Consider the following 24,363-nt stretch of genomic DNA (forward strand, 5'->3'; position numbering starts at 1 on the left):
GCATATCCGTTTTATGGTGGCTGTGCGCGGGAGGCCTTCGGGTCTGCCGGGTTCCTTTTCCCCGGTTCGCCAACCTGCGCACAGCTGCCACCCTAATTCGTTTGGCGACGATCAGTGGCAGCTCCTACTCAGAAAAGGAGCTACACCTAATGCACGCCCTCAATCCGTCCAAAATCCGCGCCGCAGCCCACAGGGCCATGGCTCTCGCCGCTCTACACGCCAACTCCAGCCTTCGCACCCGCCTCACTCGCTACAACGACCACATGACCAAAGCTCGCGCCCTGGAAAACACCGGGGGTGCACAATGAGTACCTCCCTGCGCGTGGCCCTTCCCGAAGACCTGTTGGGCGTCAACAGCGGCGTTGAAGCCGGCATCCCTATCGATGCCATCACCTGCGCGATTGAACGCGCTGACTCGGTACTGACGCTGCTTGAGGACCACTTTGAAAGTGACTCCTCGCGCCTCGCCAACCACGTCATTGCCGCCGTTCTCTGGGATGTACGTGGCACCCTCGGCCTGATCAAAACACTTGCCCTTCACGGCGACACCACCTCTATGCCGCTGGCAAAGAACGGCGGTGCGCTATGAGCAATCAAACCACACTGGGGCGGGCCTCTTTCTTCGGCAGTACCGGCGGCCAATGCCTGTTTCGAGTCAACGAGGGGGTGGCGATCGAGGACGCACTCGAAACGATTTCACTCCTGCAGCACTACAGCAACCAGCTCACCCTCGACGCGGCCATGAGCGATAAAGGCGAGCGCTACAGTTGGTGTGCTCTTTACCTCGGCGAGATGGCCAAGGCGCTCCTTGATGACGTGAACGATGCCCTCTTTGTGTCGAGGGCCAAGCCATGACCCAGCGCAACGGTTCAAAACGTCCCAGCTTTGCCGATGTGAAAAACGCCGCTCTCAAGGACATTGACCGCGTGCTCGCGCATTGGCTGCCCAACGGCAAGCGCGTAGACGGGGGCAAGGAATACACCGCACCGAATCCAACACGCACCGACAAACGCGCCGGCTCACTCAAGGTCAACTTGAGTAAGGGCACCTGGGCGGACTTTGCCACCGGAGACAAGGGCGGCGATCTGATCGACCTGGTGCGTTACCTCGACGGTGGAACAGACGTAGAGGCCTGCAGCAAGCTGGCGGATCTGCTCAGTGTTGCTGCTGGAGCCGCTGTAATTAAACCCACACCCGCGAAAAGTAAGTCGCCCGAGTGGATCGCCATTCAGCCGATCCCTGCGGAGGCCATGAGCAAGTGCCCGGCCAAGCACCGACAACACGGCGCTCCGTCCAAGGTCTGGATCTATCGCGATGCTCAAGGCGAGCCGGTCATGGCGCTCTATCGCTTCGACCTGGGCCCGGACGAAGACGGCAAACCAAGAAAGGTCTTTGCACCGCTGACCTGGTGCAAGCGCTCTGATGGTCAGGCCACTCAATGGCGCTGGCAGGGCCTGCCTGAGCCACGGCCCTTGCTGCGCCTGGATGAATTGGCACAGCGTGTCGAGGCTCGGGTGGTGCTGTGCGAAGGCGAGAAAGCTGCAGACGCCGCGGCTGAACTGATGCCCGAGTACGTGGCCACCTGCTGGCCGAACGGTTCGAACTCCTGGCACAAGGCCGACCTGTCGCCACTCAAGGGCCGCTCGGTGCTGCTCTGGCCGGACAACGATGCCAGCGGTAAAGCGTGCATGGACGCCATCGAGGCGAAGCTGCTCGAGCTGGGTGCAGAGTCAGTCCAGCGCGTGTCGCTTGAGGCATTCAAACACAAGCCCAGCAGCCGGGACGGACAGCCCTCGTTTGCCAAAGGTGGCAAATGGGCAGAGGGTGACGATGCCGCTGATGCGCTGGCCAAAGGCTGGACCGCTGCTCATGTTGCCGAGCTGGTGCATAGCGGCGAATTCTTCATGAGCCAAGCGGACGAAGAGACAGAAGCACCCGCCAAGCCCAAAACGCCAGCCAAGCGTCCAGCGAAATCAAAAAACGACCTGATGCCCGGTGGCTTTCGCCTGACGCCTGAAGGTGTGTTTTACGCCGGCGATGATGGTGAAGCGCGTCCAGTGTGCTCGCCCCTAGAGATCATCGCTCGCACCCGCGACGAGAAGGGCCACAACTGGGGCTTGCTGGTTGAGTTCGATGACCCAGACGGCGCCAAAAAGCGCTGGAACATTCCGGCCCGAACCATGACCGGTGACTTCGGTAAGGACGTGCTCGGCCCGCTGGTCGACATGGGGCTGCGCCTGGCCGGAAGTCGGTCAGGGCGCAACGCACGCAACGACCTGCAGAGTTATCTCGGCGGCTTCGACAGTGCCCAGCGTGCACGCCTGGTAACGCGCCTGGGCTGGCACAACAACGCGTTTCTGCTTCCGGATCGGCAGATCGGCCAACACAGCGAGCACCTGCATTTTTATGACGCTGGAGCCCAGCTTCCACCGATCAACGAAGAGGGCACCCTGGAGCAGTGGCAGAGCCAGATCGGCAGATTGTGCATCGGCAACCATCGTCTGGCGTTTGTCGTCAGCACAGCCTTTGCGGGTCCGCTGCTAAGTTTGCTGGGCCATGAGTCGGGCGGTTTCCACTTCTATGGCGATAGTTCAGGCGGCAAGACCACGCACCTGCAGGTAGCCGCCTCGGTGTACGGTGGCCCGCGCCTGGTCAGGTCCTGGCGATCAACAGATAACGCCCTGGAGTCGATTGCGGCAGCGCACTCCGATGGCTTGCTGATCCTCGATGAGATCGGCATGTGTGACCCCCGCATCATTGGCGAAACGGTCTACATGCTCGGCAACGGCACAGGCAAGGCCCGGGCGAATGATCGCGGGCAAGCCAGTCGGTCCGTACAGGAGTGGCGCCTGCTGTTCCTGTCGACCGGTGAAAAGACACTGGCACAGCACATGGCGGAGGCCAACAAGGAGCTCAAGGCCGGTATGGAGGTGCGCATGCTGGCCGTGCCGGCGAACGCCAGCAAGGGACTGGGCATGTTCGATACGTTGTGCGGATTCGAGGATGCAGCGGCTCTCTCTGATGCGCTGAAACTGCGGGTGAGCAAGTTCTACGGTGCACCACTCATAGCGTTTTTGGAGGCGCTGTGTTCTCCCGGCAAGCTGGGCGGTTTGGTAAGCATCTTGCGTGGCACCGTCGAACAGTTCATTACACAGAACCTACCGGCCTCGGCCAGCGGCCAGGCACAACGCGCCGCCTTGCGCTTTGCCCTGGTGGGCGCTGCCGGCGAGCTGGCGACGGGACTGGGCGTAACCGGCTGGCCGGATGGTGTGGCGCTCACCGCAGCACGGGTGTGTCTGCATGCCTGGCTGGCAGAGCGTGGCGGTGCTGGAAACATGGAGGGTGAAGCCATCATGGCGCGCCTGCGCCAGGTCATCGAGCGTTTTGGGGAAAGCCGGTTCACGCGATGGGAATCTATCGCCGCGAAGATCGATGAACACGGTCCTCGAACGATCGACCGTTTGGGCTTCCGTAAAACCATGGAACACGGCATGGGCGACACCATGCATACAACCATCACCTATTACGTGCTCCCGGAGGCATGGCGGTCAGAGGTGTTCCGTGGAATGAACATCACCGCCGTGAACCGCGAGTTGATAGAGCGAGGCGTTCTACAGAGTGGCAAGGACGGAAAAGCCTCCTGCACCGTGCGCCTGCCAGGTATGGGCATGCAGCGCTGTTATGTGGTGCTGAGCGAGCCCAACGCCGAGGCTTCGCTGACCGAGGCTGTGGCGGCCTGATAGCTGCCCGTGCACATGAGGCATGCACCGGCGCGTCCGGCCTCGCCAGCCGCTCAACTCAAACCTCACTTCTATGGATGACAAAGAAATGCAAAGCCTTGAAGAACTGAACACAGAACGCAGTCAGCACCAAACAGAGCTTCAGGAGTTCGAAGGGCAAATCGCCCAATGGGAAATGCACCTGAGTGACTCAAACTATGCTGGAACGCCGGCAGGCAACGAGCTTCAGATCCGCCTGCAGGAAGTAAAATCGAAGGTCGGAACCATCAAGCACAAAGTCTCCGTGATTGATCGGGACATGGCATGGTGGGACCGAAAAGCCAACAGCTCCAAGCTGATGGCAGAGTACAAAGAAACCATGAACAACTGGGCAACTGACAAGGTGGACCTGGAGGGCAAGCGCCAGGTGCTGAGCTCTCGGTTGGCGGAAACCAAGAGCCAATCCGAGAAGATGATAGCTGATGCTCGTCGGGTCGAGGAGGAAGCCGCGCGGGCTTATGCCCAGGCAGTTGCCTGGGGCGACGTAGAGGGTGAGAAAAAAGCTGCCGATGACGCACAGAAAGCAGCCAAAGCTCTGAGCACGGCGATGGAGAACCAGCGTCGGCAAGGGTTGATCATCACCGCCCTGCAGCAGGAAATCGAAACTGTCGACGCCCATATCGAAGAAGCGAACCAGGAGATCCTCAAGGCCGAAAACCTTGCCGTGCTGGTGGCCCTGGAACGACTGGAGGAGCAGTGGGACGCCTCCGTGAAACAACTTCTGGATGTCGGGGCCAAACTGTATGCTGCGAAACGCTACATGGGGCGTGAGCAGATGGCATTTTACGACTTCAAGGTCGGCAGTCAAACGGAGAGCTTCACTTACTGGGATGTAGGCGATATACATAGGGAAAGCAGCAAGTATTCCCCGGCTCAGCTCATCACGACCGATTTGCCCGCCTCCGGCCCGCTCAACGAAGCAGCTTGAATAGGCCTCAAGGGCATCATGTGTAATTCGTGATGCCCTACTTCTGATCCCTTACAAGCATCCAAACTCATCAAGCTTGAGCCGCCCACACACCAAACCAAGCGTAACGCGGCTCCTCTTGATGTCGGTGTGCAGCAGCTTCGGGGCCAAACATTTTATCTCGCAATCACCTACTTCCCTCCAGAGCAGACGGTCGTGAGAGGTAGCTTTCGGCCAGCAGCGGACACTCTCCTTGGTCGAGTACCAGGCTGATTTAACTGCATTCCTGCCTAGGATGCGATCTGACCATCTCGGCGAGGACGCGTACACGGTGGGTTCTCTTGCGTTCGCCGGTGTATTCGAGGCCGGAATATCTCATCTCGCTCGTGGGCGGATATAACTAGGTGGTCAGGCGTTTGTCAGCAGATTTCCGAACTTGATCGGCAAATCGCTAGCTAGCCAGAGGCGATCCAGGTTGATGGGCGTGACTGGAATCGAGAATCATGTCTTGCATGAAGTTGAATTTTTCTGCGACTCTCTCAAATAGTCGACTGACGCGACACTCCACCACAACCCAACATCCATATCACGGACGCTAACGATGGACATCGTAGAAGACATTGACCAGAGCATTGGTGAGGTCAGAACTGAATCTCTCGACCTAAGCTTCGGCGAAATTGTGAACCTTCACGCCAACAAAGAGCTCATTATTCACCCCGACTACCAAAGACTATTTAGGTGGACTGATGATCAAAAGTCTCGACTAATTGAGTCAATCATACTTGAACTTCCCGTTCCACAGATTTTCGTGATTGAAAACGAAGATGGCGTGTTGGAGCTCATTGATGGCCTGCAACGAGTCAGTAGCGTAATTCAATTCATTGAACCCGAAAAGCTTGGGCTTGAACCTTTAAGGCTTGATGGGTGCGACCTTATTACTAGTCTAAACGGAAAACTATTCTCCGAGCTGCCGCTGACCATACGCCTAAGAATCAAGCGTTCGTCAGTGCGCACGATTATGATAAAACGTCAGAGCAAGCCATTTTTAAAGTACGAAATGTTCAAGCGTTTGAATACCGGCGGTGCAATACTAGCCCCTCAAGAGATTCGGAATTGCTCCGCTCGCATGATTGGTCAATCTGGCGACAATTTCTACGCATTTCTCAAAGAGTGCGCAAACCTGCCGGAGTTCAAAGTATGCACCGAGACTTTGTCTCAATCGGACTATGATAAAAAAGGTGACGAAGAATTGGTCCTTCGATTTTTTGCCGCTAAGAACTTCTCTGCACAGTTTAAAGGCAGCGTTCGAGATTGGCTTGATAGTTACATGGAAAGTATCTTGCTCGAAAATGTAGCTTTCGACTATGAGACGGAGAAAAATCAGTTCACCGAAGTCTTCAGCTTCTTGGCGGCGTCGATCGGAGATGGTGCATTTGTAAAATACCGCGGCAACAATCCGATTGGAGCTCTAGCTCCCGCATATTATGAAGCTGTTACAATTGGTGCTTGGCGGAGCTTAGATCAGAAATTCGCTCCAACCCACGAAATGGCTAAGCAATGCATAATTAACACGGTTCAAACTGAAGCATTCCGAAACAACACGGGCCCTGGAGCAAATTCGAAGGAGAAACTGGAGGGTCGGATCAGTGCCATTTTGCGCTCATTTAAAGAGGCCCATGATGCCTGATCTCTCTGAAGTTTTGGAAGCAGATCTGAATTGGCGCGAGGCGGAACTAGCATCTTTTACGGCAGTAATAATGGCAACACCAAAGAGTACAGTCCGTGAAAAAACCTTGCTCCGAGGGGCGTGGGCGATTTTGTATTCTCATTATGAAGGTTTTTGCAAGTTTGCTTGGGATGCATATCTTGACGAACTGGAAAAGAAAAGCGTAAAGAGATCTGAATTAACATCCGAGATGGCGGCGCTGTCGCTTAGAAAAAGCTTCAAATCCTTGAGAGGCGCTTTAAGTGATAAAGATCTCTGGGAATTTGGCAGCACTAAGTTTCTTGAGATGCAGAATTCGATTGCAACATTCGAGGAAAAGCTAGAAACAGACTCAAATTTGTGGCCGAACTTATACAGAGACAATGCCCGCGCTCTTGGGGTTAGTCCAACATTAATCGACCAGCATGCGACTGAAATCAAAACGTTGGTTTCTCGCCGAAACGACATCGCGCACGGCCAAAAAATGATCATCAAAGACATTCAAGAATACAAGAAATATGAAAGCGCAGCTCTGCTTGTTATGCACGACCTAGCGGTCTGCTTGATCGAGTCTTTCGATACGGAGTCTTTCAAACTTAAGGCTTAACGAAAGGATACTTTTTTGAATTAGAAGTTGTCCATTTGAAAGCCAAAGTCGACTGGCATGACGTTGTCCCACTGCTACGGTCGGCAGCTGTGGCCAATTAATGTAGACAGCGAAAGGCCGCTATGGGTCAATTGCAGCCGCTCACGACAGGCCGCTATCGACCCCAAGCGGCCTCTTGCGAAGGGCAGCAATCGGCCAGAAGCGGTCACACATCCCTCACTGCTGCTCACCTATCAGGACACCTTGAGACTTTAAAGCTTTTATTTGGAATGAGGATCAACGCTGGAATGTCAAGGGAGCGTGCTTTGGAGAAGTGAACGAGGCCGCGCTTCGACCTCACTAGTTCTATGCGGACCTCGGATTGTCGCGGCCAAGATGCCAAGCGAAATGGCTTTGTCTGGACACCTAATCTAGATTTTCCCTAAATCTGGCCAAGTATGACCGACGATTTCGTAGGATGCAGGCACGCCTGTAGGACTGATCGACTTCGCCGACAGATTATGGAAAAATGGCCGCACTGATAGCTAACAGCCATCACAATATGGGCAGGTAACGGTTTGAGGGCATAAACACAACGCCCATAAAAGTTCAAAATTTTTACTGAGCGTTAGCAATATTACTCGATTAAAGCTTTTCTATTTTCAGGAGTATATATGGATATTGAAGCAATTTTGCATGACCAAGTCGAGACTGTACTAGCTGAAAACCGCCCCCCCTTCGAATCTACCTTTGATTTTAGTCAGTACAAAATTAGCTTGGAAAGTGCAACTGAGGAATGGAGGCTTTTAGGGAAAGAAGGACAGCAGGCATTCAATGGTAAACTTAGGTCATTTTACGCGAGCAAAGACTTGCTTCCCGCCGAGGACCAAAACTTTAACAATGCAAAGAATCTATTTCTTCTTAAAAGCGAAATTCAGGCTAGAATCGGAGCACGCAGTAATTTAGACTTTATAGCGCTGGATGATTTAAATTTTCCATCTCCCGCTCTTGAACTTCTGGAGAACTTGGAGAACTCTGATCATATACGAGACCTATATAGAATACGAAAGCGCACGACTGGCGAGGAACGAAACTCTGGAATATCAGCCGACGAAGCAAGAAGACTTAAAAACTGTTTAAAGCAGGGGAGGGAGTTATATCTCAGCAGCAGAAGTGGCCCGGTTATGGTTAAACCTCTCACATTGTTTTATTCGCTCACCGCGTATGCGTACTCTATAATCATTCTCAATAATCCAATAAGATTCAAGCTCGACAATCTTCCTGGCTCTCACGGCATGAATTATCTGCCTGACCCCATTCGAGTTCAATTCGGTGGCGATATGCCTCACGGCACCTTTAGTGATTTGGTTTCATCATTCCCCACTAACTTGGTCCGAACTCGTGATAGTGATTATGCTCAAAGTAATTTAGACTCCATTCTGGAATTCTATAAAAACAGATTTACAGTCAGTGCAGGCACTCTTCTAAGTATGGTTCCGGAAATTAGAGATTACTATAAAATTACAACTGGCCGTGATTCTCGGACACACCCTCTTGAAGTAAAAATGGTTACCGATCGACGCTCTACCTCATGGGAGCTACAAATAGGTGATGGCATTAGGCGCCCACCTATGGGCGATGTCACACAATCCTTCCCAAATTTTGACGTAACTGAGCGGTATGGTAAAACAATCGTCAACGTACCGGCAGTTGATGAGCATAGAGCACGAGCTGCAATTTATGCAGACATCAGAGGCAACCTATGGTATGTCGAGAATCCATTCTTTCCGGTTGTGCTACCTGAAATTGCGGTGCATTTTTTGCTAACCAGCATGTTTAGCAACTTGATGCGTTATTCCCCAGATCATTGGGGCGAAGTTTTACTTAATCAGGTAAACACTAACGTATCCCTCATAATAAATAAATACCTCTCTTCATTTGAGCTGAAAATGCCTATACTTCTCTTGCGATCAATCTCCAAATTTCATCCGGTTGTTTCGTCAGGGATTTAACGCATCAATCCTATATGTTAAATTCGCAAGACATAAGTGATGAGTAAGCAGACCATATTGTCTGCTTACGTTTGTAACCATCCGCAATGGCCGTTTTTTAGGTGGTGGTCTCCAAACTAGGTATCACCTCCTACAGGTCTGCGTTGGTGCCTCTGTACTCCGTTCTCGGGTGCCTATCGTAGGGGGCTGCTTTGGGTCGATAGCTGTCATTGGCGCTTCCTGATGTCTAGATGGAAAGCGCTGGGACATGTGCCCACGTGGCCACTGATTTGACCAACCCTATCAGTGGGGCCTTCGAGAATGGCAACCCAGGGCTCTCAGCTGATACTCGTTAACAGCTTGGAGCTGTGATTCTGCGATTTGACGCAGACGCTCGACTTCTTCGGAGGGACAGCCAGAAACCTGCGCCTCGTGGTACTGCTTCATCGCGTCCACAGCGTCGGTATACATGGGGTGATCGGGGTAAAGGGCTGGAGTTTTTTGCGTCATTTAGTGATAGCACCTCAGTGAATGGTCGACGGTGGCTTGCCGGCTTTGACAAGCTGAAAGTCAATGACTGCCTGGTAAAGCGAATCCGTCAACAAGTGAAGACGCTTCACCTCATACTCTGGCAAACCCGAAACCTCCGCTTCGTGGGCCTGCCGAATAGCATCAAGCGCTTGCCGCATCAGCGGCTCGCCAGCCTCGACTATTCCAATGAACGTGCGCTTCACAACCTTGATGCTCCAATCAGTTGAAGACACATTGTAGGACACTGGGGTTAAGTCATGAGCAGGCCGAGGACCTGCAACTGCTGCTATCGGCCCAGGCCAGCCATTTGCGATAAACGCGGAGCGGCAATGGACAGACTGATACGCATACCAGCAAAGCAACTGAATACGATAGAGGGCACTCAGTGCTCACACACGATGAGTAACACCGTTACACCGCTCATTTTGCCGTTACACCTACAACTAGAAAGATGATTTAATTAAAATACCCTTACAAATCAATTACTTGAAACAAATGCAACACCTGAAACACTTGAAACTTTTCTCTACAGCCTTCCCTGTTTCGCCCCACGCCCTGACACTGGCATGTTCCTCCAGCGAAAGCCACCTGCGTAGCTTAGGACCGTTCTACCACAGAAAGGGACCCTGGGAAGAAAGGCTCGATACGGGACAGGTGGTGATTTTGCTGTCCTTGGTCGGCGGGGTTTCCGGGGAGGCATGGCGGGCCGACAAGGCCGGCGTGCGTGGGTGGCCACTGGTGCGGCGCCTCGCGCTCCGCTCCGGTGCCTGCGTTGTTTGCGGGTTGTCGACGATGATGCTGTTGAACGCCGCCGGGGTTTCGATCCTGGCGGCGGGCAGCATCGGCTGCATCACCGCGATGGCCGGCGCCGACGTGGCGATCGGGCTGTACGAGCGCTGGGCGGCGAAACGCCTGGGCGTCAGTGAACTGCCGCCGGCTGGTGGTGGGCAGGTCTGATGGGCTGGAGGCCACGTATTCCGTGGCTTTCAGCGATCAGCACCAAAAAAGGGCGCCGGGGACCCTGCCAAAGTGACCTGGACACGGGACCGGGAACCCGCGCCTTCGCCTTAGCTGGTGTCCCACCAAGTTACTGAAATTTCAATCGTTGAAATTGAAAGGGGCTTGAAGAAAAAGGGGCATCGTTGCGGCCTTGGTAAAACTGGTCAGAGATAATGCATTTCGTAGTGCAAATGCACTGGTGAACCGGCAGTTAACCTGGTTCACCAGTTCACTAAGCTGGGGGCTCTCCCGCTAAGAAGAGCTCGCGGGTTCCCGGTCCCGTGTACTTCAAATGCTCCCAGGGTCCCTGGACGATTCCGACTGATTGCTTTCTGCCATCGTCAAGCTAACCTCAACCGTGTTTGGCGATCGCACAACTCAGCAAGCTCTCCACACAATCCCAAATGTTAAGTCACTACCAATCCGACACACGGAAGCGAGGACTAGCGAATGCAATCATTTATCGTGAATAGGAACATTCAAGCGAACGGCGACTACGAAGTGCACAACACTACGACTGGCTGCCTACACATGCCACTGCCGGCCAATCAGGTACCACTCGGAAATCACCTGACGTGCACCGGTGCCGTGAGCGCCGCTCGAGTGGCAAACCCCAGCCTGCGGATCAATGGTTGTTACTATTGCTGCAATGCTTGCCACACCAGTTAGGTTCGGGGGATTTACGCTTAGATTTGGGATTGTGTAATCATAGGCGCAATCAGGTTGTATCCCTACGTGTATCCCGAACCATCTAATCTGGCTGTAGGCCACAGATTATATGGAAGACTACAGTCTCCCTCGGGCACCAAAATTGAAAAAGACCTTGATTATCAAGGTCTTTTTTTTCGTCTGCAGAAAAGCGGCCATCGTCCGCCACACACGACGACAGAGGACCCGGCACCATGGAATCGTCACTGGAAACAGTCGCCCTTTTTGCCCTCAAGCTGGCTTATGAAACCGAAGGCCAGAGCCCGATTTTGCGCGACGATCCGGTCATGAGTGACTATCAACGGGACGTGTTCGACTTGCTGGTGCGCAACCGCGATGTCGGCGCTATCCAGCGGAAGATGAATGCGTGCATAACGGTGGCGCTGGACGCCGTGGGCGGAACGGACAAGCCCCTGGGGCGCGAACTGCACAGACTGGCAACGGACTTCAGCCAGGCGCGGACCACCGAAGAAATGAATGCTCCGCTCGTCTTGCTCAAGGACTACCTGAAAGACATTCAGTGATGACTTCCCACATAAGGACTGACGAATGATCGACTTCAACAACAAGGGCTTCTTCAAGCTCAAGCAAAACAACGAATACGCCGAACGGGTCGCCTCACTGCTGCTGGAGGGCGAGGAAGTCATCGACGCCTACAAGGCCATGCGCGATGGCGTGGTCTTCACCACCAAGCGGATCATCGCCGTGAACGTGCAGGGCATCACGGGCAGCAAAAAGGACTTCACCTCCTTGCCCTACAAGAACATCGTCGCGTATTCCGTGGAAACCTCCGGCACATTCGACCTGGATTCGGAACTGGAGATCTACTTTTCGGCACTGGGGAAAGTGAAGTTCGAGTTCACGGGCAAGACGTCGATTGTCGAGATATCGAGGCTTATATCCAAGCATGTGCTCTGAGCCAGGCCGCAGCCACTTGCTCAGTGCATGAATTAAGATCATGCAGATGATAACGCCATGCCAAACCCACCCCGACCGAAGCCGGGGCGGGCCACCTCAACATCCCCTACCGCTGATTGTCGAAGTGATCCCGTAGAAACTCATACAGGCGATAAGCTCTGAATGCGTTGATTACGAGGCTCCAGCTCCTTCGCAGAATCTTTGACATACTTTGGCCCTCCAAGGTGGGCCAAACCTCCAGCGTACTTACCGGAACACGTACGCCTTCAAGATCCACGTTGATGGTCTCTGTGAGATATGCAAGCTGGCTTTATGCTAGGTTTTTTCGCCTCGATTTCTCCCGCCATCCACCTTGCCCCATGCCCCGGGCAACACCCTTCTATACTCAACGGTAGTCGCGGAAAGAACCGTGCACGTCGCTTTGGTGCCGATAAACCAAAGACAGCGTGGCAAGCTGCCCCTTATGCCCTGAAGAGGTGCGGCAAAGACCGCACCGGGCCCAACAAGATGCCCGCTCAGGGTGCCTGGCCAACGGCCGAAAATGCCACGATACCGTGACGTGGTGTGAATGCCGCAGCCGACACTTTCGGACAACCGACGACCTTGTGGTTTGTCCGTGACCGTGAGGAATGCTGTATGCCTGATGAGATGCTGCACCTGCCTATGGTCAACAGCCTGCTGGAGCGCCACAAAGGCTCCCCCGGCGCACTGTTGCCCATCCTTCATGAGATTCAGGCGGGCATCGGCTACATCCCCGATGCCGCCATCCCCGAGATTGCCCACGCCCTCAACCTGAGCCAGGCCGAAGTTCGCGGGGTGATCAGTTTCTACCACGACTTCCGCACCGCCCCCCCGGCCCGACATATCCTGCGCCTGTGCCGGGCCGAGTCCTGCCAGAGTCGCGGCGCCGAGCAGCTCGCCGCGCAACTGCGCGAGCGCCTGCAACTGGACGACCACGGCAGCAGCGCCGACGGCAGCATCAGCCTGCGTCCGGTCTATTGCCTCGGTGCCTGCGCCTGCTCGCCCGCCCTGGAGCTGGATGGCCAGGTGCATGCACGGCTCAGCGCCGAACGCCTGGATGCCCTGCTCGACGCCTGCCGGGAGGACGCATGATGCCCAGCCTCTATCTGCCCGCTGACTCCCTGGCCCGCGCCGTCGGTGCCGATGAAGTCGCCGCGGCCCTTGCCGCCCAGGCCCGGGAGCGCCATCTGCCGCAGGAGTTGCACCGCACCAGTTCCCGTGGCCTGTACTGGCTCGAACCGCTGCTGGAAATCGACAGCCCGCAAGGCCGTATCGGCTTCGGTCCGCTGACCGCCGCCGACGTGCCGTCGCTGCTCGACGCCCTGCAAGGTGATCCCGCCACCCATCCACTGGCCCTCGGCCCCGTGGAAGAATTGCCCTACCTGAAGAGCCAGCAACGCCTGCTGTTCGCTCACGCAGGCATTACCCGACCGCTGTCCCTGGAGGATTACCGTGCCCACGGCGGCTTCGAGGGCCTGGCCCGGGCCATCGCCCTCGGTGGCGAACAGACCGCCACCGCCGTATTCGATTCCGGCCTGCGCGGACGCGGCGGCGCGGCGTTCCCCGCCGGGATCAAATGGCGCACGGTGCGTGGTACCCAGGCTGCGCAGAAGTACATCGTCTGCAACGCCGACGAAGGCGACTCCGGCACCTTCGCCGACCGCATGCTGATGGAAGGCGACCCCTTCCTGCTGATCGAGGGCATGGCCATTGCCGGCCTCACCGTCGGGGCCAGCTACGGCTACATCTATGTACGCTCGGAATATCCCCAGGCCGTGGCGACCTTGCGCGAAGCCCTGGACATCGCCCGCGCCGCCGGCTATCTCGGCACCAATGTCAGCGGCAGCGGCCAGGCTTTCGACATGGAAGTCCGCGTCGGTGCCGGCGCCTATATCTGTGGAGAGGAAACCGCGCTGCTGGACTCCCTCGAAGGCAAGCGCGGGATCGTCCGCGCCAAGCCGCCGATCCCCGCCCTGCAAGGCCTGTTCGGCCAGCCGACCCTGGTGCACAACGTGCTGACCCTGGCCTCGGTGCCGCTGATCCTGGCGAAAGGCGCGCAGTTCTATCGCGACTACGGCATGGGCCGTTCCCTGGGCACCATGCCCTTCCAGCTGGCGGGCAATATCCGTCACGGCGGCCTGGTCGAAAGGGCCTTTGGCCTGACCCTGCGCGAGCTGGTGGAAGACTATGGCGGCGGCACCGCCAGTGGCCGGCCGCTGAAGGCAGCCCAGGTCGGTGGCCCTCTCGGTGCCTGGGTGCCACCCGGGCAATTCGACACGCCGCTGGATTACGAAGCTTTCGCCGCCATCGGTGCCATGCTCGGCCACGGTGGCGTGGTGGTGGCGGACGACAGCCTCGACATGGCCCGCATGGCGCGCTTCGCCCTGCAGTTCTGCGCCGAGGAATCCTGTGGCAAATGCACCCCGTGCCGCATCGGCTCCACCCGCGGCGTGGAGGTGATCGATCGCCTGCTGGCCGCACCCGACCAGGGCGGTCGCGATGAACAGGCGATCATCCTCAAGGACCTGTGCGACACCCTGCAATACGGTTCGCTGTGTGCGTTGGGCGGCATGACCTCCTATCCGCTGGCCAGCGCCCTCAAGCATTTCCCCGCCGACTTCGGTCTGCAGCCCTCGGAGGCCGACCAATGATCACTCTCTTCGACCCGAAAACCGATATCGACCTGGGCACCCCTGCCCGCGACAGCCAGGTGCAGGTCACCCTGACCATCGACGGCCGCAGCATCAGCGTGCCCGAAGGCACCTCGGTCATGCGCGCCGCCGCGTTGCTGGGCACCAGCATTCCGAAACTGTGCGCCACCGACAGCCTGGAAGCCTTCGGCTCCTGCCGCATGTGCCTGGTGGAGATCGACGGCATGCGCGGCTACCCGGCGTCCTGCACCACGCCGGTCAGCGAAGGCATGACCGTGCACACCCAGACGCCGAAGCTCGCCACCCTGCGGCGCAACGTCATGGAACTGTACATCTCCGATCACCCGCTGGACTGCCTGACCTGCTCGGCCAACGGCAACTGCGAGTTGCAGACCGTCGCCGGCCAGGTCGGCCTGCGGGAGGTGCGCTACGGCTACGAAGGTGAAAACCACCTCGCCGACAAGAAAGACACCTCCAATCCCTACTTCGACTACGACCCGAGCAAGTGCATCGTCTGCAACCGCTGCGTTCGCGCCTGTGAAGAAACCCAGGGCACCTTTGCCCTGACCATCACCGGACGCGGTTTCGAGTCCCGGGTCGCGGCCGCCGGTGGCGAGGACTTCCTCGACTCGGAATGCGTGTCCTGCGGCGCCTGCGTGCAAGCCTGCCCCACCGCGACGCTGATGGAAAAAAGCGTGGTCGAACTGGGCCAGCCCGAACACGCCGTGATCACCACCTGCGCCTACTGCGGCGTGGGTTGCTCGTTCCGCGCCGAGATGAAAGGTGACCAACTGGTGCGCATGGTTCCCGACAAGAACGGCCAGGCCAACCACGGCCACTCCTGCGTCAAGGGCCGCTTTGCCTGGGGTTACGCCACCCACCCGGATCGCATCACCAAACCGATGATCCGCAAGCACATCAGCGATCCCTGGCAGGAAGTCAGCTGGGATGAAGCGGTGACCTACGCCGCCGGCGAATTCCGTCGCCTGCAGCAGAAATACGGCCGCGACTCCATCGGTGGCATCACCTCCAGCCGCTGCACCAACGAAGAAACCTACCTGGTACAGAAGCTGGTGCGCGCCGCCTTCGGCAACAACAACGTCGACACCTGCGCGCGGGTCTGCCACTCGCCCACCGGCTACGGCCTGAAACAGACCCTGGGCGAATCCGCCGGCACCCAGAGTTTCGACTCGGTGATGCAGGCCGACGTGATCCTGGTCATGGGCGCCAACCCCAGCGACGCCCACCCGGTGTTCGCCTCCCAACTCAAGCGCCGCCTGCGCGAGGGCGCCCGGTTGATCGTCATCGACCCGCGGCGCATCGACCTGGTGGACTCGGTGCATGCCCGCGCCGACCTGCACCTGGCCCTGCGCCCCGGCACCAACGTCGCCATGCTCAACGCCCTGGCCCACGTTATCGTCAGCGAGAACCTGCTCGACCAGGCCTTTATCGACGCCCGTTGCGAAGGCAGCGATTTCGCCCGCTGGAGCGAATTCGTCAGCCGCGCGGAAAACTCGCCGGAAGTCCTTGGCCTGATCTGTGGCGTCGACGCGGCCGACATCCGTGCCGCCGCCCGCCTCTACGCCGGCGCCGGCAACGCGGCGATCTACTACGGCCTGGGCATCACCGAACACAGCCAGGGCAGTACCGCGGTCATGGGCATCGCCAACCTGGCCATGGCCACCGGCAACATCGGCCGCGAAGGCGTCGGCGTCAACCCGCTGCGGGGGCAGAACAACGTCCAGGGTTCCTGCGACATGGGCTCCTTCCCCCACGAACTGCCCGGCTACCGGCATATCTCCAACGAAGTGGTACGGGCGCAGTTCGAACAGGCCTGGAACGTCACCCTGCAACCCGATCCGGGCCTGCGCATTCCCAACATGTTCGAGTCGGCCCTGGCCGGCAGCTTCAAGGGCCTGTACTGCCAGGGCGAAGACATCGCCCAGAGCGATCCGAATACCCAGCACGTCACCGCGGCGCTGTCGGCCATGGAATGCGTGGTGGTGCAGGACATCTTCCTCAACGAAACCGCCAAGTTCGCCCACGTGTTCCTGCCGGGCAGCTCGTTCCTGGAAAAGGACGGCACCTTCACCAACGCCGAGCGGCGTATCTCGCGGGTACGCAAGGTCATGGAGCCGCTGGGCGGCAAGGCCGACTGGGAAGGGACCGTGGCCCTGGCCAACGCCCTGGGCTATCCGATGAACTACAAGCACCCGTCGGAAATCATGGATGAAATCGCCAGCCTGACGCCGACCTTCACCAACGTCAGCTACGCCGCCCTGGACAGCCATGGCAGCCTGCAATGGCCGTGCAACGCCGCGGCGCCGGACGGCACGCCGACCATGCACATCGAGCAGTTCGTGCGCGGCAAGGGGCGCTTCATGCTCACCGGCTACGTGCCCACCGAGGAAAAGGTCAACAACCGCTATCCGCTGCTGCTGACCACCGGACGCATCCTCAGCCAGTACAACGTCGGCGCCCAGACCCGGCGCACCGACAACGTCGCCTGGCATGACGAAGACCGCCTGGAAATCCACCCGACCGATGCCGAGAGCCGGGGTATCAACGAGGGCGACTGGGTCGGCATCGGCAGCCGCGCGGGCCAGACCGTGCTGCGCGCACGGGTGACCGAACGGGTCGCTCCGGGCGTGGTGTACACCACCTTCCACTTCCCGGAATCGGGCGCCAACGTCATCACCACCGACAACTCCGACTGGGCCACCAACTGTCCGGAGTACAAGGTCACCGCCGTGGAAGTCAGCCGTGTGTATCACCCTTCCGAGTGGCAGAAACGCTTCCAGGCCTTCAGTGACGAACAACAACGCCTGCTCGACGAACGCCGCCATGCGCGCGGTGCCGGAGCAAAAGCGGAGGTACGCCGATGAGCACTGAAAACCTGATCAAGATGGCCAACCAGATCGCCCAGTACTTCGCCAGCGAACCGGACCAGCACCAGGCTGTGCTGGGCGTACGCAACCATCTGCAGATGTTCTGGACGCCGGGGATGCGCAAGGAACTGCTGGCCTGGCAAACCACGCATCAAGGCGCGGACCTGCATCCACTGGCACGGGAAGCGGTCAGTGGGGCGGGGTGGGAGGCCTAGGTTCGCGCTGTCCGCTGGGATTGCTCCTTGGCTGGCTGAAAACAGGCCAAGGGGCTTTCCTGCCGTATTCAACGTTGACCACCCGCGCCATGCGTCTGCGGCGCAAAAGGAATGTCGGCAGCTTTTTGAAACCTTACGGCTGAGACTGTGAGTCCCGTTCGTATTTACTATCGGGGACAAGGAGATCGTTCGTCCGGCAGTTCAGCCAGCGGTTGAAATACACGCCTCCAAGGGTATACATTCAAAATATCTGTATACGATGTATACATCAGCTGACGAGGGCTCAACCATGGCTTCCCCTGTGCTGTCATTTCGTGTCGACGAGGTGTTGGTCGAACAGCTCGATCAGTTGTCAGCGGCAACTGATCGAGATCGCCAGTACCACCTCAAGCGCGCCTTGGCCCGTTACATCGAAGCCGAATCCTGGCACATCCATGCCATTGCCGAGGGCGTCGCCGACGCAGACGCGGGTCACCTGACCGATCTGAAAACCATCAAGGCCAAGTGGGTGAACCGTGCCAAACATCGCGTTGACGGACAAAGCGGACAGTGATTTAGAGGCGATTCATGAGTACTACGCATCACGCTTGGGCGCAGCATTCGCCGATGGCGTGATCGCTCAGATTTTTGAGGCATTGGAACAACTGGAAACCTTTACAGGATTGGGCAGAGCCTCCCAACAGCCGGGTGTCAGAGAGTTGGTTCTATCCAGATTCCCCTTCATCGCCCCGTACCGCGTGATTCATGGCGAAGTCCAGATATTGCGCGCCCTCCACCAACGCACGGAGCGTGCGGAAGACTGGTGATTTCGGCCATTGCCGCACACACCGGTACTAGCCGAGCTTGCTCGCGAAGAACGATGACGCGGTGAGCCTGCCGACACTCACCGCCAATCTGCATCTCAAACGGACATCACCCGCCTACACCGACGCCTCACGCAACATCCCCTGCGTCAGATCATCAATTACCGCCTTACCCATTTCCCCCAGGTAATGCGAGGCCCAGGCATAACGCTCGCCGTCGGTTTCCAGAGCAGCATCCAGGGACAGTACCTTGGCGCAATACAACAGGATGGAAGCGTGCTCCATGGCCTCCAGAATCGGCACATCGGCATTCACGCGAAACAGCTCACGGCCTTGGGAACCGCAGGAAGAAAAGGTGACGGCACCGAGGGTTTTGATGGGGGGTTGCGTGGTCATTGGGCACCTCCGGCGAATGCCTGGGTGCTGGGGGTTACAACCTGAAAACTCGACTGACAAGAAACACTCATACGCTTGGCTCCTAATGTGAGAGAGCTACCACGTTCGTTTCCAGGCGAGTGGGTGGCAGCTGTACGCAGGCTGGAAACCGGGCCAATAGGAAAACCCGGCAGACCCAAAGGCCTCCCGCGCACAGCCGCCATAACACGGAGATACTGGCACAAAAAAACACCAGCAGTCGTGATGAATGGTGGCGCCTATGCGCCTATTGTTCCACAGGTTTCCAGGCCTGGTCGCTGGATTGGCAGCGACAATTCAAGGGTAGCGTGACACCAAGAGCATTCAAGGGAGCGTTTGAGGCGAGATATTTCCGAGATAATCAATACTCACGACCTACTCACTTTTACCAGTGACATCACCACGTACTTTAAGCATTGCCTTCTTCACCGCCAACTTACCACCCATGTATATTAATTTTCCATGCATAGCAATAGCAGAACTCGCAGAAGCACAACTTTCAAACTCAATAAAGCAATACCCCTTACCCTTATTAAACCTTCTAGGAATTTTAAGATCAACAATCACACCAAACTGTGAAAACAAATCAAAAATATCATCATCTTTTACTTTCAATGGCAAATTAGAAACAAATAGCTTTTTCGTTTCTAAGGATTCAGAGCTTTCAGAGCTTAAAAAGTCATCTGACATAGCAAAACCAACTAAAGAAACGGGCACCTCTTGCCCCTTCCCTTTGTCCGCCACAGAATCTATATCCGGAGTTCTCCCTAACGACCCGTGCAACTCACCTTGCGCACTTTTTTCCGTAACAATTCTGTAGCGCGGAAAAGCCCTAAAAGGAATTTTCTTTCTTTGGGCAAGCCTTCTAGCCGCATCTCTTTCTATTTCGTTCCCCAGCACGCCATTCTTAAACAGCGACTCCACCAATTTCCTATAGTCTTCAGTATCTACTATACCAACTGCCTCCCAAATTTGGGCAGCAGAAAAAATACGTCCCTCTTGCCCCAAGAGAACTACAGACTTCATCTCCCTATCCAGTTCCAGATGATCAAACTGGCTCAACCACAACAAGTCCTTAGGAGAGTACATCGCCCTATTAGTCAAAGTAATGCTAAAGCCATCTGTGCGACTAGTTAAAACAGGAGGAGCCAGCTCATTTCTATTCATCAACTCATAAATTCGGCGCATACCCTCCCCGAGCTCCCGCATATACCCAAGCTCTCTAAGAACCCTAGCCACATAGGTATTACGCGACTGATGAACACCTTTTTGCCCAATTATATCCTCTAAACGCATAGAGCTTAATAACGCGCCAGGATTCCTAACTTCCAAATGATCATCAAATATGTAAACCTCTATACCTCGCCCCTCATCAGAGTAGTCCCTATGCGCAATAGAGTTTAGTAATGCTTCCCTACAGGCCAATTCGGGATAAATAGATCGCTGCTCAAATCGAGCATGACTATCAATTTTTGTTTGAATCAAAAACGGCCGCATCGCCTCCCAAGCACTATCTATCAAAGTTAAGATATTACCTTGAATCGTCTGATCAGAAATTACATTATAGTCCTCTCCAGTTCTTACCTCATTTCCATCTATTTTCAGAATTCTAATTTGCAACCTAGGGTGCCACTTATGAGGTTCTTTACCAAAAAGCAATAATGCTGCACGCCTTAGTTTAAGCTGAGAAAGCCCATACTCACCCAACTCCAGGTACTGAAGACACTTCTCAGCAGACATCCCCTTAAGTACCTGATCAGCAACAGCTTTAACCAAATCAAGATTTAACTCATCAGCAGAGACGCCATCAATAAAACCTCTATCATACTCGCGAGATTTTATCTCCCGACGATCAAACTGAATAGTCTCAGCTGCGACGGGGGCGGACTCAAGATCCCTTCGCTGCAAACACCTACCATCCGTAGTAACGTGAACATACTGAACGCTTTTCGGTACAGAAAAATATATTACACTTTTCCCGTCAATCAACAGCCTATGTTTTCTCACTCCTGGCAAAGGCGTATCCTTGTGAATCCTACTATTTGGAGCAGCTTCAAGAACTTCATACTCACTTTCCGTGAAGCCCAACAACCCAGTAACCTCTCCATTATCTTCAACCCCTACTAAAAGCTCACCACCATCAGCATTAGCGAAAGCCACCAACGTTTGGGCGATATTGGTAGCAATATCTTTAGCTGGACGTTTCTTTTTAGATCCCGGAGCACCTTCCAAAGCACTCTTAAACTCTCGAAAATGACTTTCACCTAACTCTATAGCTGTCCTAGCCCTATCAAGTATAGCAATAGCACTCATTATAAAACCTCACATATTATAAAGACCAAAGACAAAAAAATCAAAAACCACAACACAAACAACACAAACTCTTTTAGGCAAGCTTTTCGCCACACACAAAACAAACACCCCCCCTACCAAACCCAGCGCCAAGAGTTGTCAGCGCTATAATTAAAAATTAGATCAATAGGTCTCACTACTCTTTTGATTTTTGATCGAGACAAGAATTGTGACGTTCTCATCCACTGTCCACCCTGCTCAACCGCCACCTCAGCCCGCAAAATCTCGGTATAGATGAACTTGTCGCAAGCCGACACAAACGGATTAGGTGTTTTCTCTTCACCGAAGCCATAGACCGTCATCCCTTCCTCACGCAAGCGCGCGGCCAGCCGGGTGAAGTCGCTGTCACTGGATACCAGGCAAAAGCCGTCGAACCGACGCGTATAGAGCAGGTCCATCGCATCGATGATCAGCGAACTGTCGGTGGCGTTCTTGCCCTTGGTGTAGGCGAATTGCTGGATAGGCTGGATGGAGTGATCCAGCATCAGCTTTTTCCAACTGCCCAGTTGCGGTGAGGTCCAGTCGCCGTACATGCGTTTCACGCTGGCGATGCCGTATTTGGCGATTTCCTCGAACAGGCCTTCGACAATCGCCGCCTGGGCGTTGTCGGCATCGATCAGCACGGCCAGGTGCTTCTGCTGGTGGTTGTGGGGCGATTTGGCAGCCATCACTCATCCTTGAAAAGTGACTGCCAGGGGGCGGGCTGAAGGTGATCAGTACCCGACAGGCAGTTCACTACGTCTTCCTTAACGAACATGAAGGCCTGGGGCATTGGCGCGTTGGCACGCCAGTAGCGGGGGCTTTGAGGGCGACGCTACTATTTTGGCATTACCGCGTCCACTGGCCGGGCTGGGGTTTACGACTAAAGGAGGATGGGTACGGTGGGGATTTTTCGGTGTTCACTTCAGGTCCGCGCCGTCTGGGCCGGCGCTTTCGCGGGCAAGCCCGGCTCCTACAGGTCCGAGTGTTACAAAGTATTTGCAGGAGTGTTCCGCGAACTTTGTACGAATTAAAACCCGCCCCGACCGGAGCCGGGGCGGGCCACCTCAACAACCCTTACCGCTGGTTATCGAAATGATCCCGTAGAAACTCATACAGGCGATAAGCCCGCAATGCGTTCACTACGAGGCTCCAGGTACGTCGCAGGATCTTTGACATACTTTGGCCCCCAAGGTGGGCCAAACCTCCAGCGTACTTACCGGAACACGTACGCCTTCAAGTCTCGCGCTAACGATGCTCTATGAGGCGGCCAGGCTGGTGGCCCCCTGAGTAGATCCGGCACGGGTTACTAAGCCGTGTCAGGGGGTCCGAAAATGCGCGCGCAGGCTTGGCCGTCTTTGAAAGTACCGCAGTGAGGGAGCGCAGACATAATATCCAAGCTTCTGCCGCTGAATAGACCGGTTTGGCAGCAAACCTGAATCAAGACATTTCGAGGTTGCGCGTGCCTCAACGATTGCCAAGGCAGCAATATCGCAAGGTATTGCGAGATGCACGTGGTCCCCGTAAAATCGACCGCGCGCTAACGATCTCTATGAGACAAGCAAACTGACTTCAAGAAGCCGGCTTTGCGGAAAAAACCGCCCTACTAAGGCGGTTTTTTTTCGCCCCCGACTTTTCGGCGACGAACAGAGCGAGACACCGGCGGCGGCTCAGTGAACGATGCAATTGGGGATGGCGGTTGGTAGCCAGCGATAATTCTAAACCCGTCCCGACCGAAGTCGGGGCAGGCCACCTCAACAACCCTTACCGCTGGTTATCGAAATGATCCCGTAGAAACTCATACAGGCGATAAGCCCGGAATGCGTTCACTACGAGGCTCCAGGTACGTCGCAGGATCTTTGACATACTTTGGCCCCCAAGGTGGGCCAAACCTCCAGCGTACTTACCGGAACACGTACGCCTTCAAGTCCACGTGAAGGACTCCATGAGGCGGCCAGGCTGATGGCCCCCTGAGCGAATCCGGCACGGGTTACTAAGCCGTGTCAGGAGGTCCGAAATTGCGCGCGCAGGCCTGGCTGCCTCATAGCACTCCTTTAACGTGAGAGCGCCGACATCGTATCCGAGCGCCAGTCGTCAGATGTTTCCATCAGGCTTTTTTTTCGGCGAAGTTCAATCAAGACATTTCAGACTGAGCCAGTCTTTGTTCCAGCCAACCCTCCCGGTGGATGAGCGTTGCACAACACCAAGAGTCTCAGTAACATTGAACCGTCCACGTGAAGGTCTCGATGAGATCAGCAAATCAGTTTCATACTGGATTTGCGCAAAAAACCGCCCTACTAAGGCGGTTTTTTTTCGTCCCGACTCAGGCCTGCTCGCCCGCCTCAGCACGACACTCAACGCCACGCCGCGATTCGCGCAGCTGGCGCTTCAGCGTGCGCAACGGCGGCGCATACAGGAAGCCGAACGACACACTGTTCGTGCGCCCTTTCACCGCGTGGTGCAGCAGGTGCGCCTGGTACAGGCGTTTCAGGTAGCGATTGCGCGGCCGTGGGCGGAACGGCCAGTAGCGGTGCACGATGCCGTCATGCACCACCACGTAGATGATCCCGAAGGCCGCGACGCCGGCGCCGATCCACTGCAAGGGATCGTGCCCGGTATTGCCCAGCACGATCAGGGTGATCGCCACCGCTGCCAGCACCAGCAGGTAGAGGTCGTTGCTCTCGAACGCCCCCAGGTGTTCCTCGTGGTGCGAACGGTGCAGGAACCAGCCCCAGCCATGCATGACGTACCTGTGCGCCAGGTAGCCGACTCCCTCCATGGCGACCAGGGTGCAGAGGAACAGGGCAAGGTGGCTGATCATGGAACGCTGTCGGCTCGCGGGAACGTCAGGGAATCAAGCGGAAGAAGGTGTCCAAGCATACCTTGCCGGGCGCGAAAATCGAGCCCTGCCGCGAC

General features: G+C 56.1%; 21 protein-coding genes and 1 pseudogene. 16 read left to right on the top strand and 6 right to left on the bottom strand.

All coding sequences use genetic code 11. The features are described from left to right. Positions 1 to 304: 304 nt before the first annotated feature. The 7 genes from ACL9RJ_RS11025 to ACL9RJ_RS11055 all read left to right on the top strand — a co-directional run bounded on the left by ACL9RJ_RS11025 (position 305) and on the right by ACL9RJ_RS11055 (position 8,989). Entirely contained in the window at positions 305 to 589 is a 285-nt protein-coding gene (locus ACL9RJ_RS11025; protein ID WP_422765235.1) for a hypothetical protein, read from the top strand. Next, positions 586 to 855, top strand: coding sequence for a DUF3077 domain-containing protein (locus tag ACL9RJ_RS11030; protein ID WP_422765236.1), 270 nt, complete (start codon positions 586 to 588; stop codon positions 853 to 855). Before ACL9RJ_RS11025 ends, ACL9RJ_RS11030 begins: the two co-directional genes overlap by 4 nt. Then, positions 852 to 3,740 carry a DUF927 domain-containing protein gene (locus ACL9RJ_RS11035; protein WP_422765237.1) on the top strand — a complete coding sequence of 963 codons (2,889 nt, stop codon included), beginning with the start codon at positions 852 to 854 and terminating at the stop codon, positions 3,738 to 3,740. The genes ACL9RJ_RS11030 and ACL9RJ_RS11035 overlap by 4 nt, the downstream gene beginning before the upstream one ends. Before the next feature lie 88 nt (positions 3,741 to 3,828). Then, positions 3,829 to 4,707, top strand: a complete 879-nt coding sequence (locus tag ACL9RJ_RS11040) for a hypothetical protein (RefSeq protein ID WP_422765238.1) — start codon at positions 3,829 to 3,831, stop codon at positions 4,705 to 4,707. Between the two features lie 580 nt (positions 4,708 to 5,287). After that, positions 5,288 to 6,373 carry a DUF262 domain-containing protein gene (locus ACL9RJ_RS11045; RefSeq protein WP_422765239.1) on the top strand — a complete coding sequence of 362 codons (1,086 nt, stop codon included), beginning with the start codon at positions 5,288 to 5,290 and terminating at the stop codon, positions 6,371 to 6,373. Beyond that, the gene (locus tag ACL9RJ_RS11050) at positions 6,366 to 6,998 is read left to right on the top strand and encodes an MAE_28990/MAE_18760 family HEPN-like nuclease (protein WP_422765241.1); all 633 of its coding nucleotides are present in this window, start codon (positions 6,366 to 6,368) and stop codon (positions 6,996 to 6,998) included. Before ACL9RJ_RS11045 ends, ACL9RJ_RS11050 begins: the two co-directional genes overlap by 8 nt. A 653-nt stretch (positions 6,999 to 7,651) precedes the next feature. After that, the gene (locus tag ACL9RJ_RS11055) at positions 7,652 to 8,989 is read left to right on the top strand and encodes a YaaC family protein (protein ID WP_422765242.1); all 1,338 of its coding nucleotides are present in this window, start codon (positions 7,652 to 7,654) and stop codon (positions 8,987 to 8,989) included. A gap of 282 nt (positions 8,990 to 9,271) precedes the next feature. Here the strand turns inward: ACL9RJ_RS11055 and ACL9RJ_RS11060 are convergent, their stop codons facing one another. Beyond that, complete coding sequence (locus tag ACL9RJ_RS11060) at positions 9,272 to 9,478, bottom strand: hypothetical protein (RefSeq protein ID WP_422765243.1); 207 nt, start codon at positions 9,476 to 9,478, stop codon at positions 9,272 to 9,274. Between the two features lie 14 nt (positions 9,479 to 9,492). Beyond that, entirely contained in the window at positions 9,493 to 9,702 is a 210-nt protein-coding gene (locus ACL9RJ_RS11065; RefSeq protein ID WP_422765314.1) for a hypothetical protein, read from the bottom strand. A 451-nt stretch (positions 9,703 to 10,153) separates the two neighbouring features. Here ACL9RJ_RS11065 and ACL9RJ_RS11070 point away from each other — a divergent pair, with 451 nt between their 5' ends. From ACL9RJ_RS11070 to ACL9RJ_RS11110, 9 genes are all read left to right on the top strand, one after another. Further along, positions 10,154 to 10,456: a phage holin family protein gene (locus ACL9RJ_RS11070; protein ID WP_422765315.1), complete on the top strand. Its 303-nt coding sequence runs from the start codon at positions 10,154 to 10,156 to the stop codon at positions 10,454 to 10,456. Between the two features lie 944 nt (positions 10,457 to 11,400). Further along, positions 11,401 to 11,730, top strand: a complete 330-nt coding sequence (locus ACL9RJ_RS11075) for a hypothetical protein (protein WP_177107975.1) — start codon at positions 11,401 to 11,403, stop codon at positions 11,728 to 11,730. Positions 11,731 to 11,755: 25 nt separating this feature from the next. Then, positions 11,756 to 12,124: a PH domain-containing protein gene (locus tag ACL9RJ_RS11080; RefSeq protein ID WP_017123686.1), complete on the top strand. Its 369-nt coding sequence runs from the start codon at positions 11,756 to 11,758 to the stop codon at positions 12,122 to 12,124. A 636-nt stretch (positions 12,125 to 12,760) separates the two neighbouring features. Further along, positions 12,761 to 13,237, top strand: coding sequence for a formate dehydrogenase subunit gamma (locus ACL9RJ_RS11085; RefSeq protein WP_017123685.1), 477 nt, complete (start codon positions 12,761 to 12,763; stop codon positions 13,235 to 13,237). Then, a complete protein-coding gene (locus tag ACL9RJ_RS11090; protein WP_422765244.1) occupies positions 13,234 to 14,796 on the top strand; it encodes a formate dehydrogenase beta subunit in 1,563 nt (520 codons plus the stop codon). Before ACL9RJ_RS11085 ends, ACL9RJ_RS11090 begins: the two co-directional genes overlap by 4 nt. Then, entirely contained in the window at positions 14,793 to 17,681 is a 2,889-nt protein-coding gene (gene fdhF, locus ACL9RJ_RS11095; RefSeq protein WP_422765245.1) for a formate dehydrogenase subunit alpha, read from the top strand. The genes ACL9RJ_RS11090 and fdhF overlap by 4 nt, the downstream gene beginning before the upstream one ends. Then, positions 17,678 to 17,899 (top strand): formate dehydrogenase subunit delta, encoded by a 222-nt coding sequence (locus ACL9RJ_RS11100; protein WP_422765246.1) that lies wholly within the window; start codon positions 17,678 to 17,680, stop codon positions 17,897 to 17,899. The genes fdhF and ACL9RJ_RS11100 overlap by 4 nt, the downstream gene beginning before the upstream one ends. 289 nt (positions 17,900 to 18,188) lie before the next feature. Next, complete coding sequence (locus ACL9RJ_RS11105) at positions 18,189 to 18,452, top strand: CopG family ribbon-helix-helix protein (RefSeq protein ID WP_177065195.1); 264 nt, start codon at positions 18,189 to 18,191, stop codon at positions 18,450 to 18,452. Then, entirely contained in the window at positions 18,415 to 18,705 is a 291-nt protein-coding gene (locus tag ACL9RJ_RS11110; RefSeq protein WP_178964374.1) for a type II toxin-antitoxin system RelE/ParE family toxin, read from the top strand. Before ACL9RJ_RS11105 ends, ACL9RJ_RS11110 begins: the two co-directional genes overlap by 38 nt. 114 nt (positions 18,706 to 18,819) lie before the next feature. Here the strand turns inward: ACL9RJ_RS11110 and ACL9RJ_RS11115 are convergent, their stop codons facing one another. The 4 genes and pseudogenes from ACL9RJ_RS11115 to ACL9RJ_RS11130 form a co-directional block, all read right to left on the bottom strand. Beyond that, entirely contained in the window at positions 18,820 to 19,098 is a 279-nt protein-coding gene (locus tag ACL9RJ_RS11115) for a DUF3077 domain-containing protein (RefSeq protein WP_177062221.1), read from the bottom strand. Positions 19,099 to 19,491: 393 nt separating this feature from the next. Further along, entirely contained in the window at positions 19,492 to 21,429 is a 1,938-nt protein-coding gene (locus ACL9RJ_RS11120) for an ATP-binding protein (RefSeq protein ID WP_422765247.1), read from the bottom strand. A gap of 242 nt (positions 21,430 to 21,671) precedes the next feature. Beyond that, positions 21,672 to 22,136, bottom strand: a pseudogene (locus ACL9RJ_RS11125) (NYN domain-containing protein); the annotation flags it as partial. Between the two features lie 1,634 nt (positions 22,137 to 23,770). Next, a complete protein-coding gene (locus ACL9RJ_RS11130; RefSeq protein ID WP_422765248.1) occupies positions 23,771 to 24,268 on the bottom strand; it encodes a sterol desaturase family protein in 498 nt (165 codons plus the stop codon). Between the last annotated feature and the right edge of the window lie 95 nt (positions 24,269 to 24,363).

Origin of the sequence: Pseudomonas sp. Mn2068 (assembly GCF_049319725.1) — a bacterium.
Classification (GTDB): domain Bacteria; phylum Pseudomonadota; class Gammaproteobacteria; order Pseudomonadales; family Pseudomonadaceae; genus Aquipseudomonas; species Aquipseudomonas gingeri.